12 protein-coding genes are annotated in these 14,337 nt (G+C 55.2%); 5 read left to right on the top strand and 7 right to left on the bottom strand.

Going from position 1 to position 14,337, the window contains the following annotated elements; all coding sequences use genetic code 11:
- Positions 1-57: 57 nt before the first annotated feature.
- Positions 58-459, top strand: coding sequence for a rhodanese-like domain-containing protein (locus tag Q4G72_RS10690; RefSeq protein WP_303311417.1), 402 nt, complete (start codon positions 58-60; stop codon positions 457-459).
- Between the two features lie 41 nt (positions 460-500).
- On the opposite strand, the gene Q4G72_RS10685 is transcribed toward Q4G72_RS10690, so the two are convergent.
- Positions 501-1,814 (bottom strand): glycoside hydrolase family 2 TIM barrel-domain containing protein, encoded by a 1,314-nt coding sequence (locus Q4G72_RS10685; RefSeq protein ID WP_303311416.1) that lies wholly within the window; start codon positions 1,812-1,814, stop codon positions 501-503.
- Positions 1,815-2,096: 282 nt separating this feature from the next.
- On the opposite strand from Q4G72_RS10685, the gene Q4G72_RS10680 reads away from it, so the two are divergent.
- A complete protein-coding gene (locus tag Q4G72_RS10680; RefSeq protein ID WP_303311415.1) occupies positions 2,097-4,631 on the top strand; it encodes a glycosyltransferase in 2,535 nt (844 codons plus the stop codon).
- Here the strand turns inward: Q4G72_RS10680 and Q4G72_RS10675 are convergent.
- Complete coding sequence (locus Q4G72_RS10675; RefSeq protein ID WP_303311414.1) at positions 4,628-5,533, bottom strand: polysaccharide deacetylase family protein; 906 nt, start codon at positions 5,531-5,533, stop codon at positions 4,628-4,630. The genes Q4G72_RS10680 and Q4G72_RS10675 overlap by 4 nt on opposite strands.
- Before the next feature lie 124 nt (positions 5,534-5,657).
- Here Q4G72_RS10675 and dapA point away from each other — a divergent pair, with 124 nt between their 5' ends.
- Entirely contained in the window at positions 5,658-6,569 is a 912-nt protein-coding gene (gene dapA, locus Q4G72_RS10670) for a 4-hydroxy-tetrahydrodipicolinate synthase (RefSeq protein WP_303311413.1), read from the top strand.
- A gap of 133 nt (positions 6,570-6,702) precedes the next feature.
- On the opposite strand, the gene Q4G72_RS10665 is transcribed toward dapA, so the two are convergent.
- Positions 6,703-7,443, bottom strand: coding sequence for a (Fe-S)-binding protein (locus Q4G72_RS10665; RefSeq protein WP_303311412.1), 741 nt, complete (start codon positions 7,441-7,443; stop codon positions 6,703-6,705).
- 217 nt (positions 7,444-7,660) lie between these two features.
- Between Q4G72_RS10665 and Q4G72_RS10660 the strand changes: the two genes are divergently transcribed.
- Entirely contained in the window at positions 7,661-8,572 is a 912-nt protein-coding gene (locus Q4G72_RS10660) for a cyanophycinase (protein ID WP_303311411.1), read from the top strand.
- Positions 8,573-8,668: 96 nt separating this feature from the next.
- Here the strand turns inward: Q4G72_RS10660 and Q4G72_RS10655 are convergent, their stop codons facing one another.
- Complete coding sequence (locus tag Q4G72_RS10655; RefSeq protein ID WP_303311410.1) at positions 8,669-9,520, bottom strand: hydroxymethylglutaryl-CoA lyase; 852 nt, start codon at positions 9,518-9,520, stop codon at positions 8,669-8,671.
- A 129-nt stretch (positions 9,521-9,649) separates the two neighbouring features.
- Between Q4G72_RS10655 and Q4G72_RS10650 the strand changes: the two genes are divergently transcribed.
- Positions 9,650-11,002, top strand: a complete 1,353-nt coding sequence (locus Q4G72_RS10650; RefSeq protein ID WP_303311409.1) for a M23 family metallopeptidase — start codon at positions 9,650-9,652, stop codon at positions 11,000-11,002.
- Between the two features lie 139 nt (positions 11,003-11,141).
- On the opposite strand, the gene Q4G72_RS10645 is transcribed toward Q4G72_RS10650, so the two are convergent.
- The 3 genes from Q4G72_RS10645 to Q4G72_RS10635 all read right to left on the bottom strand — a co-directional run bounded on the left by Q4G72_RS10645 (position 11,142) and on the right by Q4G72_RS10635 (position 14,284).
- Complete coding sequence (locus tag Q4G72_RS10645; protein ID WP_303311408.1) at positions 11,142-11,741, bottom strand: hypothetical protein; 600 nt, start codon at positions 11,739-11,741, stop codon at positions 11,142-11,144.
- 153 nt (positions 11,742-11,894) lie between these two features.
- Entirely contained in the window at positions 11,895-12,611 is a 717-nt protein-coding gene (locus tag Q4G72_RS10640) for a hypothetical protein (protein WP_303311407.1), read from the bottom strand.
- Positions 12,608-14,284 carry a S8 family serine peptidase gene (locus Q4G72_RS10635; protein WP_502213675.1) on the bottom strand — a complete coding sequence of 559 codons (1,677 nt, stop codon included), beginning with the start codon at positions 14,282-14,284 and terminating at the stop codon, positions 12,608-12,610. Before Q4G72_RS10635 ends, Q4G72_RS10640 begins: the two co-directional genes overlap by 4 nt.
- Positions 14,285-14,337 lie beyond the last annotated feature (53 nt).

Here is a 14,337-nt window from a genome sequence, read left to right as displayed (position 1 = left end):
TTTTCAATTTAGGGCCACTGTTGCAGCTATATACAGTGGCCCTTACTACTTCTAAAAATGCGTATTTCCAGCCTGTCCAAGCTTTTATTTCTGATGTTGTCTGCCGGTTGCCTGGCTGGTTCGGGTTTGGCGCAGGGCCTTACGCCCCCGCCGGCTGATGTAGCACCTAAATCAGCCGTGAAGTTGGTAAAGAAGCATAAAGTGCTGCCGCTGGATGTGCGCACGCCAGAGGAATACCATGCCGGCCACTTGCAGGGTGCGCGCAACCTGGATATCAAGTCTCCGGAGTTTGCAACCCAGCTTGCTCAACTGGATACCGCCCAAACATACCTGGTTTATTGCGCCAGCGGCAACCGTAGCAGCAAGGCTGCTAATATGATGCGGGAAAAAGGGTTGCGCCACGTAATTAACGCCGGGGCGTACATAAAGCTGAAGGAGGCTGGCGCGAAAACGGAGTAGCAGGTACTAAAGATGGTTTAAGTGACTCTGTAACCCCATTACTACTTAAAGCTTACCTCTGCAATAGGCCGGGGCCGTGCCTTTACCCGAAAAGGCAGATTCGCTGTGGCCGCGCTGCCTTTGCCATCGGAAACGGTTACGCTGAGCCGGTAGCTTCCAGGGGTGCGTGGTATAACCACTAAGGCCTGCAAGCCAGAAGCTTCCTGGATAACATTGGGCAGCGGCTCGGTGGGTGTACTTCGTTCTTCGTACCGCTCGCCCAGCGGTTTATCCGGGCGCACTTCCCAACGGACAGTGAGCGTATCTCCTTCCGGATCCTTGGCACCAACATAAGCCATTGCCCGAGAACCGGCGGGTAACTGTACACTGCTGGAATCCTCCTGCTTGTTCAGCACCAGCCACTCCAGCTTGGGAGACAAGTTGGCGGGTTTCTGACCAGTCCATAGCTCCTGTAGCACATCAACCACGGCAGTTTTCTCACCTTCTGGCGTAAAGAGCCCAAACCAGGTATTGGTAAACTCAAACTTCTGCCCCCAATAAAAAGCATAACTACCAATGCATTGGGGGCGTGCTGCCTGAATAGTACTCACGTAGGCTTTGCGCAGGTTTTCAGCTTTGTTGGTGCTGGATTGCTCCAGGGGGGCATTCCAGATAGTGGTAGGGGATTCCCAGTAGCCCAGCCCCCCATACTCCGTTACGATATAGGGCTTCGTCCAGCCGTTGCTGCGCAGATCCTCGGGCAGCGCTTCCAGGCTGCCAAAGGCATTCACGGAGAGAATATCAATGGCGGGGCACCAGGCCTTTACGTTCTGGATCATACCCAAATTACCGGAAAGCGTGGTGGTTACCGGATGGTAAGGGTCCAGTTCATGAATCATCTGGGCCAGGTGGTTGATGGCTTCATACACCTTCGGGTTCTTGGCATTCAGATCCATTTCATTGCCAAGGTTCCACATTAATAAAGCCGGATGGCGGCGGAAGCGCATCACCTGTTTGCGCACAAACTCGCGCTGGCGCTTTACCTGTTGCTCATCATAGTAATCGAAGCCTTCCTGTTCCCGCGCCAGCCAGATGCCCAGCATGACCGAAATATTATGCTGATGGGCCGCATCCATTAGCGTATCCGCATAATCCGTAGTCCAGAGGCGCACTGAGTTTCCGCCTGCCTGCTGAATGGCCTCATAGTGTTGCAGGCCCGCAGCCCCTTTTATATAGTAGGGTTTACCGCCGCGCAGTAGCTGGGCCTGCCCTTGTTGCTGGATTACCTGTACGGGTATCACGCCTGGCGGCACCACCTTAGCCTGGGTTGCATCATTGGATACCGATGCTCGCTGGCAGCCCGCAAATGGAAGCATGATAAGTAACGCAAAAGAAGCGAGGCCACGGAGGCAGGAGGCAGAGGGTGAACGGGGATAGAGAGACATAAAACCAAATGGTATAAAGTTTTGATTCTAGAGCACTTTAAGAGTATCAAGTGAGATGTGCAACTAATATAATGATTTATTTACATTAATTAATTATATTTAATATTAGTTAAGTAGAATTCATTTTCTATATTAGAACCATCAGTCGCCAGTCTGAATCTGTGCTGAACAGGACTCTCTCTTTGTTAAGCTCAGCGTTTTATAGATATTTTTATGCTCGATTTCTCCTCCACCGCCCCGCTCACTCAATCCAGCATAGCCCAGCCGGCTGACACCGCTATTCGCTATAGGCTGGTGGCCGGTACGCGCCAAATGCGCTGGCTGGTTTTCCTGGGCGTATTATGTCTGGTGCAGTTTATCTATTGGTTTGCCAATCCTGAACATATAGGCTACGCTCCCCTATTTTGGATGCTGGCCTTTTCCGTGGGCTTTAAGCTGCTGCGCTTAGCCCACGAGTGGTACCACTACGTGAATGTGCGTGAACCTATTCTACCTCCTCCCCCGGCCCGGCAGCGCACTGTAGATATGCTCACAACGGCCTGCCCCGGAGAGCCACGGGATATGATTGTGCATACGCTGGAAGCTATGCAGGCCGTAACCTACCCGCACACCAGCTACCTCTGCGACGAAGGCAACGACCCTTACCTGCGCCAGGTGTGCGAACTGCTAGGCGTAGTACACGTGACGCGACAGGTGAAGGTAGACGCCAAAGCCGGCAATATTAACAATGCCCTGCGCCAGGCCACCGGTGAATTCTGCGTGGTGCTGGACCCCGACCATGCACCTACTCCGGACTTCCTGGATAAAGTAATGGCCTATTTCGAGAATCCGGAAATAGGCTTTGTACAGGTAGTACAGGCGTATGGCAACCAGCAGGAAAGCCTGGTTGCGCGTGGTGCCGCTGAGCAGACCTACCATTTTTATGGCCCGCTGATGATGGGCATGAATAGTTACGGCACGGCACAGGCTATTGGGGCTAACTGCACCTTCCGGCGGGCTGCCCTGGACTCTATTGGCGGCCACGCAGCCGGACTAACAGAGGATATGCATACGGCCATGCGCCTGCATGCTCAGGGCTGGAAATCGGTATACGCGCCGGTGGTGGTCAGCCGGGGGTTAGCACCTTCCTCGTTGGGCGCCTACTATTCGCAGCAGCTAAAATGGTCCCGGGGCTGTTTTGATCTGCTATTCCACGTGTACCCGAAGCTGTTTTCTAAGTTTACCTGGCGGCAGCGGGTACATTATTTTACCCTGCCGCTGTATTTCCTCTCCGGCATTGTAGCCCTTATTGACTTGTTTGTCCCCTTGCTGGGTCTCTGGCTAAGCAAGTTTCCCTGGCACGTATCTATTCCCAGCTTTGTGGCGCATATGATGCCTCTGATGGGTATAGGCATGCTTATTCGGCTATCCGCGCAACGCTGGCTGCGGGAACCCCATGAAAGAGGCCTGCATCTTACCGGAGGCCTTCTGCGAATAGGCACCTGGTGGATTTATTCTCTGGGTTTCTTCTACACCCTCCTGAATGTGAAGGTGCCTTACATTCCAACACCCAAAGAAGGGGAAGTCCGCAATGAGTGGAGAATTGCCCTGCCAAACATGCTGATGGTGGTGGCCTCTCTGGCACTGGCCGCCTATGGGCTACGCCTGATGCACGACGCGTATGGCTGGATGCTGGCCGGGCTGGCTATGCTAAACGCTGGCATAATGGTGGCCGCCGTGCTGATGGGCCAGCAGGCACTGCTCCACAAACTACAGACCCGCCTAACCCATGCTCAATTCATCAAGCCCTTGATGGATATGGCGCAGCAGGAATACAAATGGATACACGGGAGCTTGCTGCCCGCTGTGCCCCGCATAGCTCTGCCGGCCGCCTTATTTCTGGTTTTTCTGGGAGGGGCTGGGCAATGGAAGATTGGCAAATGGATTATTCAGCGCCAACGCTATACCAGCGAGCTATGGCTGCTGACGGGAGATGACCAGGTACGTACCGGCCATATCCTTTCTACTCCGGAAGAGCCCACTACCCTAGCCAGCTATTACCCCTTTACTCCCCAAACCTCTAAGACAGAAGATTTTCCTCTGGCTACGGAGATAATAGGCCTCGATTTTCCGGCCGCCGCCTTTCCAACTGTTGCGGCACCGCGGCTGGAAAATTACCTGCATAAGGGGCAAATGCCCATGCTGAGCTGGGTAGTACCAGAAGGTGCTTTGCTGGATACAGCCTGGCAGGCAAAAGCAAGAATATTAGCCCGCTTTCCTCGCCCCCTCATGTTCCGCCCACAGATTCAGGCACGCAGTGCCCGGCAATACCGGCGTACCTGGCAGAAGCTGGTAAATGGCCTGCGGAAGGCCGGTGTAGGCCAAACCATTTGGGTCTGGACACCCCCGGCTACTGATTCCCTCACGGCCTATTACCCCGGCATTGCCACGGTTGACTGGCTATGTATTGATAATACCCCATCAAACAGCCTACAGCGGACCACGTCCTCCTATGCTTCCTTCCGGCACCAGGCAGCCACCCGTTCCGAGTTTCATCAGACACCGGTAATGGTCATTCTACCCATGCCCGCACAGGAAAAGCCGGCCCGCCTGCTCCAGCGGCTGACGGAGCGCTACCCCGAAGTTAAGGCCGTCGTCTTTGGTCCAATGACGCAGCAGGCTACCCTGCCGCTGGAGCAGAAAGCCAGCCTAAGCCGGCCAGCGCCTGTAGACAGGCGCGTGGCTAGCCTCCACCATTTGCGGTACTAAAAGCTGTTTACCATGCTGTTGTGCAGCGTGCGAGGGCTCCAGTAGCCACTGGCAATAATGCGGCGGATGGTGAAGAGCGGATCCTGCTGGTCGCGCTTTTCAGCCAGTACAAAGGCCGCTACCATACCGCGCTTTTTCAGCTCCGGAATAGCTTGGGTATTCCACAGGCCAAAGGGGAAGGCGAAGTACTTGATGTCTTTGCCGGTAATTTCCTCCAGGGTTTTAGTGGGCTTCTCAATTTGCGTTACCCAGTCCTGCCCCTGGTATTTCTTCACGTTGTGGTGGTCCCAGGTGTGTGAGCCAATAACGTGGCCTTCATCCGAAAGCTGCTTTACCTGCGCTTTGGTCATATAGTTGGGCCGGCCCAGGCTCACTGTCATCACAAAAAACACGCCTTTGAAGCCATGCTTGTCCATCTCGGGCTTGGCTACAGTAAACTGGTCCAGGTCGGTGTCGTCGAAGGTGAGCATAACGGGCTTGCTGGGCAGCTTAGCACCGGTAGTGAGATAGGCATACAGCTGATCAGGCAGAATGGTGTGGTAGCCACTATCAGCCAGCATCTTAATCTGCTTTTTAAACTCGGCAACCGGCACAATATAGTCTTTGGCGCCCTTGGAATCTTTGGCGCGCCAGTCCCGGATTTGGTGGTAGCAAAGAATAGGTACCTGTGGGCGGGCCGTAATGGCGGCCGCGTCGGCTACTTTATTGGCCGGAATGCTGCTGGGGTCGGGAGCGGGAGCCTGCGAAGCCGAAGCATTGCCAGCGGCCGTGGTATCGGCAGCAGCAGGCGCCTTAACAGTTTGCTCGGTAGCGGCGGCAGGTTTGGTTTCACAGCTGCTGAGCGAGAGGCCGGCAGCGAAAGTGGCCGAAGCCAGGAAAAGCGGGGTACGGAAACGAAGCATGTAAGCAAAAAGCGACCTGGCATAGCCGCCAAGCCATTTGGAAGGAAAAAAAGCGAGGAAGCCCGGGCTTTCAGTACCTTCGCCCCGGCTCGTCCACTTTACAAATCAACAGCTTATTTGCCGCATGGACAAACTTGATGCACGTCTTCCTTCCGGTAACTCGTTGCGCTCGGCTCTTCAGGGCACGGGCGTGGCCTTGGTTACTCCCTTTACTACTGCTCCAGAGCATTCAATCGACTATGCTGCCCTGCGCCGCCTCGTAGATTTTACGATTGAAGGAGGAGTAGAATATCTGGTTATCAATGGGACAACGGCAGAGTCGCCGACGCTCACTGACGATGAGCGCAAAGGCATTCTGGACGTTGTGCGCCAGCAGGTGAAAGGCCGTGTGCCGCTGGTATATGGCATTGGCGGCAACAATACTGCGGCCGTAGAAGCTCAGCTCCGCTCCACCGACCTCGCCGGTGTTTCGGCCATACTCTCGGTCAGCCCGGCCTACAACAAGCCCTCCCAGGCAGGCATTGTACAGCATTTTCTAAGGTTGGCGGAAGCTTCCCCCCTGCCTATTATTCTCTATAACGTTCCCGGCCGTACCATGTCCAACATGACGGCGGTTACCACCCTACGACTGGCCCAGCACCCGAACATTATTGGGATTAAAGAAGCCAGTGGCAATATGGAACAGTGCATGGCTATTGCGGCCGGCAAGCCTAAAAGCTTTATGCTGATCAGTGGCGAGGATACGCTAACTACCTCCATGATTTCCTTTGGGGCCGAGGGCGTTATATCCGTTCTGGCCAATGCCTTTCCCCACCGCTTTACCGATATGGTACGGCAGGCGCTGGCAGGTAACTATCCGGCGGCCAGCAAGCTGCTCTTCGGTTTCCTTGATATCAACCCCCTGATGTATGAGGAAAGCAACCCTGTGGGCGTGAAAGCTGCGTTGGAGGGCCTGGGGCTGTGCTCGAGTGCAGTCCGCCTGCCTTTAATGGAAGCTTCCTCCGGGCTGAAAGAAAGAATCCAGAAGCTGCTTTAGCAGTTTTATATGCAGGGGATGACATCAACCATTCTCATACATAAGATCAGTATTAAAAAAGCCCTTGTCATGTGTTATGACAAGGGCTTTTTTAATATTCTCAATCCAAATCTATTATTACCTAACAAAAAAACTACCATCCGCTGGCCAGTACATCAGCCACGTGCATAGTTTTAATAGGCTTCTGCTGGCGACGGATGTAGGCATCCAGATGCATCAGGCAGCTGGTGTCAGTGCTGATAAGGTACTCCGCGCCGGTGGCCAGGGCGTGTTCTACTTTTTGCTCAGCCATAGCCACGGAAATAGCTTCAAACTTCACGGCAAAGGTGCCGCCAAATCCGCAGCAGGTTTCTGTTTCGGCCATTTCAATGCGCTCCAGGCCCTGCACGGCATCTAACAACTGCCGAGGTGCTTCCCGAATGCCGCATTCGCGCAAGGCGGAACAGGAATCGTGGTAAGTGTATTTGCCTGGCAGCACGGCCCCGGGTATTTCCGTAATGCCGAGCACATCTACCAGAAACTCGGTCATTTCAAAAATGCGCCGCTGCAGGCCGTAGTAGCGGGTTTGGTCGGGCGTACCCTCAAACAGCTCAGCATACGCATTGCGCACCATACCCACACAGGAGGCCGAAGGGCTCACGATATACCGATCTGAGGCATCGGTAGAGGGTGGAAAGTCGTTTAGAAACTTGCGGGCCACAGTGCAGCTTTCCGCTTTGTATCCAGCATTGTAGGCGGGCTGGCCGCAGCAGGTCTGGTTGGCATTGTAGTGCACCTGGCAACCAACGGCTTCCAGCACCTTCACCATATTCATGGCGGTTTGAGGGAAAATCTGGTCCACAAAGCACGGAATAAACAGGTCGACGGCAGGCATAGAGGCGAGGTTGAATAGGCAGAATCCGGAGCCAAGATAGTCAACCAAGCAGGAAGGCTGGCACTCGTTTTCCGAAGGCAATGCCTAATTAGCTGGCCAACTTTTACATCCATGTTGGCGCAAAGGTCATAATATACTCTGCCTTAACATCTCTTCCCGCCCGGCGTACAACAAGCACCTTCTTAAGTATCAATTCTTACTTTCAGAGCCCTCCTTTATGGCTACCAAACGCAAAGCCCATGCATCGGCTGATGCTCTACCCAAAGCCACCAATTCCTGCCCACTTCCCAAGGGCAAGTTGCTGCTCATCGGTGGGCATGAGAGCAAAGGCGATGAGCAAACCAAGGAAGAGAAAGAAGAAGCTGAAAATCGGAATTTCACTTCTATGGCGGTGCTGCAGCGCATGGTGGATGAAACCGGTTCTAAAGGCCCTATTTTGGTTATCCCTACCGCTTCTGAAGAGCCCAGAGACTCGGCCAACGCCTATGTAAAAGCGTTTGGACGGCTGGATGGGCCCAAAGTGGAAATATTGGATATCCGCACCCGGGAAGAAGCAAACAGCCCGAAAACAATTGCTTTACTGGAAAAAGCCGGGTCATTGCTCTTTACCGGCGGCGACCAGCTCCGGCTGACAGCCCTCTTGGGCGGTACTGCGCTTCAGCATTGTATTCAGAAGCGCTATGCGCACGACGGGCTCTTGATAGCCGGCACCAGTGCCGGCGCCACGGCCATGTCTACACCCATGATTTACCAGGGGAAAGACGATGCCGGCTTTCTGAAGGGCGAAATTCATATTACTACCGGGCTGGAGCTAATGCACGACGTAGCTGTAGACACCCACTTTGTGGCCCGGGGCCGCATTGTGCGCATGGCCCAGATTCTGGCTACTAACCCAGCCTGCGTGGGCTTAGGAATTGAAGAAGATACCGCGGTGCTGGTGACCAATGGCCGCGACCTGGAAATCATTGGCAGCGGTTTGGTGATGGTGCTGGATGCTAAGGAGTGCTCTTCTACCAACATCCACGAAATAGCCCCTAACACTCCTTTTACCCTGCGGGGCCTGCGTTTGCACATGCTCAGTAGCGGTGAGCGGTTTACGCTACCCATTGAGCCCCGCATGTATGCCTGATGCAGCCGGAGGAAGTTCTTCCCCAATAAAAAGTCTCTTGCCTAATGCAGGCAAGAGACTTTTTATTGGGTGCTTTATGAGAATCCGGAGCCGATTTTAGTGAGCAGTAAATATGGTCTGGCTTAGCGCCTGCGCCTCTTGCAGGGCATCCATATGCAGCCGCAAATCCTCGCCATGTGCGGCGGCAAAGCCAATGAGGTTCTCCGTGGGCATATTACCGGTTAAGGTGTCGGTTGCCATAGGGCAGCCGCCATACCCGCCTAGCGCCCCATCAAATCGGCGGCAACCGGCTTCATAGGCAGCCTGTACTTTTTCCTGCCAGGTATCCGGGGTGGTGTGCAGGTGGGCGCCAAACTCAATGTGGGGAAAAGCAGCCGTCAGCTCCAGAAATGGGGGGGCAATGGTAGCGGGCACAGAGGCCCCAATGGTATCGGAAAGAGCTACTATGCCCACTTTAAGCGCGTCCAGCTTTTGGGTGAACTCACCCAACACTGCCGGGCTCCAGGCGTCACCGTAGGGGTTGCCGAAACCCATACTCAGGTATACTACCTGCTCCTGGCCGGTGCGCGCACATACTTCCTGAATAGCGGCTACCTCATCCAGAGCCTGGGCAATGCTTTTATTGGTATTGCGCTGCTGAAAGGTTTCAGAAACGGAGAGCGGGAAGCCAATATACCGGATCTGGGGATGCAGGGCTGCCGTTTCGGCGCCCCGCAGGTTAGCCACAATAGCCAGCAGCCGCGTGCCCGACTGGCTTAGGTCCAGTCCTTCCAGCACCTCGGCCGTGTCGGCCAGCTGCGGAATGGCTTTGGCTGATACAAAGGAGCCAAAATCCAGCGTATCGAAACCCACGCGCAATAGGGCGTTGAGGTATTCGGTTTTGCGGGCCGTGGGGATAAACTCCGACCAACCTTGCATGGCGTCACGGGGGCATTCAACAAGCTTCATCGAGAGCAAAAAAAGGGTGGAAGGCAAAGGTAGAAAAGCCTGCGAAAGGGTCTGCTGCTTCAAAGGTTGAAAAAGCGAACCTATGGCAACTGACCGGGGTTTTTCAGGTTGACTTTATACGTGAATCTCTTGCCAACGACCTTCCTTTCCCGCATTTCCTATGTCTTGCTGCTTCTGCTGTTTACGGCCTGCGGCAAGCAGCAGACGCTGCAGGGCCTTTTTCATCAGCCTACTACACCGCACGAGGTGTATGCCCGTAAGCTGCAGCAGGTTGGCCTGGACCACACTGCCCTGGGCCGTGACTGGCTGTCTGCGGCTGAAAAAGCCCTGCACGATTCCCTGGTGGTAACGCTGCCCTTTGAGGAAACCGGCTTTTTTCGCGCCGAGCGGGCCACAGCTGCCTCCTACCGCTACGCCGTGCGGGCGGGTGAAACCGTGCAGGTGCGTTTAACCCTGGCGCCCGGCACGCAGGCGCAGATATTTCTGGATGCGTTTGAGCTTCCGATAGACCAGGCAGCTCCTAAAGCCCTGGCCTCCGCCGACACGGCCAGCTTTGCCTTTAGCTATGTAGCCGAAGATGACCGCCAGCATTTGCTGCGGGTGCAGCCGGAACTCTTGCGCACGGGCCGCTACACACTGCGCATTCAGCGGGCACCTTCGCTGGGCTTCCCGGTGCTGGGCAAGTCGGATGTGGCGGTAGGCTCTTTCTGGGGCGCAGCGCGCGACCAGGGCGCCCGGCTGCACGAAGGCATTGATATTTTTGCCCGCCGAGGCACGCCGGTGGTGGCGGCTACGGAAGGATACATTACGCGGGTAAGTGAAACGCCCCGCGGTGGTAAAGTAATCTGGCTGACGGATGCCCGGCACAGACAGCACCTATATTACGCCCACCTTGATCAGCAACTGGTACATCCAGGGCAGCAGGTCCGCATTGGAGATACGCTGGGGTTAGTCGGCAATACAGGAAATGCCCGCACCACCGTCCCTCATCTGCATTTTGGCATATACCGCGCCGGCCTGGGCGCCGTAGATCCATATCCTTTTGTGCGCCGCGCCGATGCGTCTCCATTAGCCCCCCGGAGCACTCCCCTACGCCTGGGTCACTGGGTGCGAGTACGGGAAAAAGCCACCGATTTTCAACGTAGCCCGGCTCGTAACGCGTCTTCCCTGGCCCGCCTGCCACGTAATACTGTCTTATATGTTTTGGGGGCCCAAGCCGAGTGGTTTCGGGTGGAACGACCGGATGGACAGGTAGGCTACGTACCCATACGGGCGGTAACTGTGGCCACTGATTATATCAGGCAGGAAACCCTTTCGGCAGCATCTACCCTACTTACCCTGCCTCAGGCCGGGGCACCTGCGCTTGATGCGCTACCGGCCCGCAGCGCTGTGCGGATATTGGGCGAATATGCAGGTTATAAGCTGGTGCAAAGTGCCACTGGCTTGCTGGGCTGGCTGCAGCTACCGTTGCCAACGTCCTGAAGTAAAAGCGCAGACCTAATTGCCTGCTTGTCTTTTTCTGGATTGGATGCTGTAGCTTCAGAAATAAAGCCGCAAAAAACAGAAAGGCTCCCGCCGCAATGGCAGGAGCCTTTCTGTTTTAACTAATGTGCAGATGTAGTTATTCCGCTACTATCACGGCTTTATTCAGTTTGCGGGAAAAAGCAATACGGCGCTCTTTCCGACCGGCAGTTACGTAATCAAAACCCACCGATTTATTGTCTTCGCGCACGGCCTGCCAGGCTTCCTGATCAGATACCGCAGCTTCCGTCATGGAGCGGGGAATAGCCGGCGAGGTAAACCGGTCATCCTTGAAGAAATTGTTCATTCCCTTTAGAATACCAATTTCCTTGTCGCGCACTGTGGCGGCCTGAGGGTCTTCCAGTTCCCGCTCATCCAGCAAAGCCAGGGCAGGCATCACCTCATTGCGAAGCGTGTCGCCTTTACTGCTGATGATCAGGAAACGAGCCTGACTATTGAGGATCTTGGTGCCTTGCAACAGTAGAATAAAAATATCTTTGGACTTGGGGTCGGAGAACTGATGGGTGGTCCGTACGCTATTCAGTACACTTTTTGGGGTAAGGCGGGCACGCTGGCCCTCAGGCGTAGGGGTAAACACCCGGTCGGGGTTTTTAGAAGTTGCCGATTCACGCTCTGTCGTAATACAGGACGACTGCACCAGCAAAGCAGCAAAGACAACAGGGAGAAATAGTTTTTTCATTTGAGAGCGAAACAGCGTCGGGCAAGGTGTAAATACCTGCGCGGGCAAACCACACAAGCGGGGCCCGGGAACACAAGTAGGCAGAGAAACGCCGCAGAGCGGTATTTATCGGCTTCTACGCGGGAATGGGCCGGAAGTTAAGCATCCTTCCAACTAAAGCAAACCCACCTCTATTCCCGCACTAAATCTAGGTAGTTCTGGCCAGGCACTTGCTTCTGCTCCTTTAAACAACGGAGAAAACCTCCGCCGCACCACTAACGCATAGCGCGAAGTACCCAAGCGGGCATGCAGGCCATACTGCCAGCGGACGGCATAGCTCAAATCATGCTCCGACACTTTTATGACAGAAGCCGTACCCGTTACCGGCTCATCTTTGAACGCATGGGTGGTAGAAAAAGCCCAGCCACCCCAGCCGCCAATATCTACATAGCGGCCTATCACATTACCGCGGTGCCCCACATTCAGGCGCACAAAGCCGCCCAGTTGTATTTGCTGCCAAGAGAGGCTTTCTTTCACATGTTGGCTAGTAGTGGGTATTACTTTAGCATCGGTCTGGCGCAGATTGGCGTGTAGTCGCACGGTTTGTGCATCGGCGCCTACTGCCAGCTGTTGCGAGAGCCGCCACTTCTGCCGCCAGCCCAAAATAATTTCTGCTGAGCTACCAAATTTAAGCGGTGCCCCCGGTTCGCTGCTGCCGACCAGCGGGCTATAGCTGGCATAGAAATGCTGAAAGTAAGCACGATTGGGGCCGAAGTGCTGCACAGCTGTATCGACGCTGACATCGGTATAGGCCAGCACACGCTGTGCCCGGGCACCGTGTGCTACTCCTGCTACCACCAATCCTATCAGCAAAATACCTCGTGCTTTCATCGGGAAACTTTATAGGCCTCCATGTAGCCTTTATAAAACACCCGAATAACGTCGCCGGGCTGTAAAGTAGCCAGAGGCCAGCTGGCAACATGCCGCTGCGTTACTTCCCGCACTTCATATTGGCGCAAAATGCCGCGGGCATCTGCCGTATGCAGGTATACATAAGCAGGAGGAGTTTGTGGCAGGGTGGCTTTGGCAGTAGGTTCCAACTCAGGAAGAGCAGCCAGCGGGCTGTGGGGCTCATTCTGCTGCAAGGGCAGGGTTTCTGCCGCAGAGGCACTGGCCTCAGGGCGAATAACCAGTTGCAGAAGACCGTTTTCCTGACGCACAAAATCGAAAGTAGGACGAGACGGACCTGACTCCCTATGCGGGCGCAGGAAAAAACTGGCCTGAGGGCAGCCATAGCCCTGGGCATAATCATAATAAGGATACAGATTGGCCGATTGCTGCATCTGCTGAAAAAGCTCCATAGCAGTAAGCTGACGCTGCTGCTGCCAGATGCAGGCCGCAAAACCAGCTACCATGGGGCTGGCAAAGGATGTACCCTCATTGCGCTCAAAGCCGCCCGCCGGCCTGGCTGTAATAGCCACCCCAAAAGCAGCCACATTAGGTTTGATGCGGCGTTTGGCCGTAGGGCCGCGCGAGGTGAAGTCGACCGGGAGCCAGGTAGCGGGGTCTAGCCCGCCCACGGCCAATACGGAGTCATTATCAGCCGGCGTACCGATTATGCCCCAGCTTTGATTGTCGCCATCATTACCGGCGGAGCACACCACCAGCATGCCTTTGCGCACGGCCATAGCAGCAGCACGTGCTACCAGGCTCGTGCGCCCATCCATCTGCTCCCGGAAATAGCGCCGCTCCGTATAGCCTAAAGAGGAGTTTATGATGTCAGCACCGCGCTTGTCGGCCCATTCTGCGGCGGCCAGCCAGGCTTCTTCCTCACTGAACCGCTCACTATGCTCCCGCTCGGTGCGAGCCAGCAGGTACTCAGCTTCGGGCGCCAGCCCGAGGCAGGTACTATCATTAAGCTGCCCGGCCAGGCAGGAAAGTACTTCCGTACCATGGTTGCCGTACCCAAATACCTGCGGCTTTTGACGGATGAAGTCCCATGTATCGGTTATCTGATGGGAGGCCAGTAGCTTCTGGAAGGCCGGATGGCCATCTACCCCCTGAAAACCTACATCAAAAATGGCAATGCGCAGGCCATGCCCAGTTAGGCGGGCCTTTCGCAGTGCCGGACCGCCCAGCGCACTGGTCTGGCGGCTTGCCAGCTGCAGGTCTTCGGTTGTCAAAGGTTCGGCCGTTCCGCTCCCTTTGCGGGCAGCCGGAAGTAAATCGGGGGTTTTGGTGGCGCGGGCTACAACGACCCGTACTCCGGCCAGATGGCGTATTTGTTCTATCTGGGCCGGCGTAGCCCAGCAGGCCGCCGCATTAAACCACCGGCTAACTGATGTAACAGAATCAACGGTATGGCGCAGGGCCTGCAAATAGTCAGTGCGAACGGGAAAATCGGTGCTGTCAGCGGCAGGCAGGTGCTGGCGTTGGCGGCGAAGCTGCGCCGGCTTGCTGAAATATTGCGTCGGGTTAAGGCGCATACCCCGCTTATCTTTAAAAAAAACCCAATAGGGTGCGGAATGCGCTATTCGCTGAGCAGTAGCTGGTTCGTGTAACATGCAAATGCTTAGCAGCACTACCACCCACCCTGGGGCACATTCCTTACGCATAC

It is taken from the genome of Hymenobacter sp. BT730 (genome assembly GCF_030542105.1).
Lineage (GTDB): Bacteria > Bacteroidota > Bacteroidia > Cytophagales > Hymenobacteraceae > Hymenobacter.
Note: the sequence above shows the minus strand (reverse complement) of the source record. Positions and strands in the feature narration are given on the sequence as shown.

Coding starts and splice junctions, on each gene's coding strand:
- Q4G72_RS10690 (WP_303311417.1), top strand. CDS start 58: ATGCGTATTTCCAGCCTGTCCAAGCTTTTATTTCTGATGTTGTCTGCC.
- Q4G72_RS10685 (WP_303311416.1), bottom strand. CDS start 1,814: ATGCTTCCATTTGCGGGCTGCCAGCGAGCATCGGTATCCAATGATGCA.
- Q4G72_RS10680 (WP_303311415.1), top strand. CDS start 2,097: ATGCTCGATTTCTCCTCCACCGCCCCGCTCACTCAATCCAGCATAGCC.
- Q4G72_RS10675 (WP_303311414.1), bottom strand. CDS start 5,533: ATGCTTCGTTTCCGTACCCCGCTTTTCCTGGCTTCGGCCACTTTCGCT.
- dapA (WP_303311413.1), top strand. CDS start 5,658: ATGGACAAACTTGATGCACGTCTTCCTTCCGGTAACTCGTTGCGCTCG.
- Q4G72_RS10665 (WP_303311412.1), bottom strand. CDS start 7,443: ATGCCTGCCGTCGACCTGTTTATTCCGTGCTTTGTGGACCAGATTTTC.
- Q4G72_RS10660 (WP_303311411.1), top strand. CDS start 7,661: ATGGCTACCAAACGCAAAGCCCATGCATCGGCTGATGCTCTACCCAAA.
- Q4G72_RS10655 (WP_303311410.1), bottom strand. CDS start 9,520: ATGAAGCTTGTTGAATGCCCCCGTGACGCCATGCAAGGTTGGTCGGAG.
- Q4G72_RS10645 (WP_303311408.1), bottom strand. CDS start 11,741: ATGAAAAAACTATTTCTCCCTGTTGTCTTTGCTGCTTTGCTGGTGCAG.
- Q4G72_RS10640 (WP_303311407.1), bottom strand. CDS start 12,611: ATGAAAGCACGAGGTATTTTGCTGATAGGATTGGTGGTAGCAGGAGTA.
- Q4G72_RS10635 (WP_502213675.1), bottom strand. CDS start 14,284: ATGTTACACGAACCAGCTACTGCTCAGCGAATAGCGCATTCCGCACCC.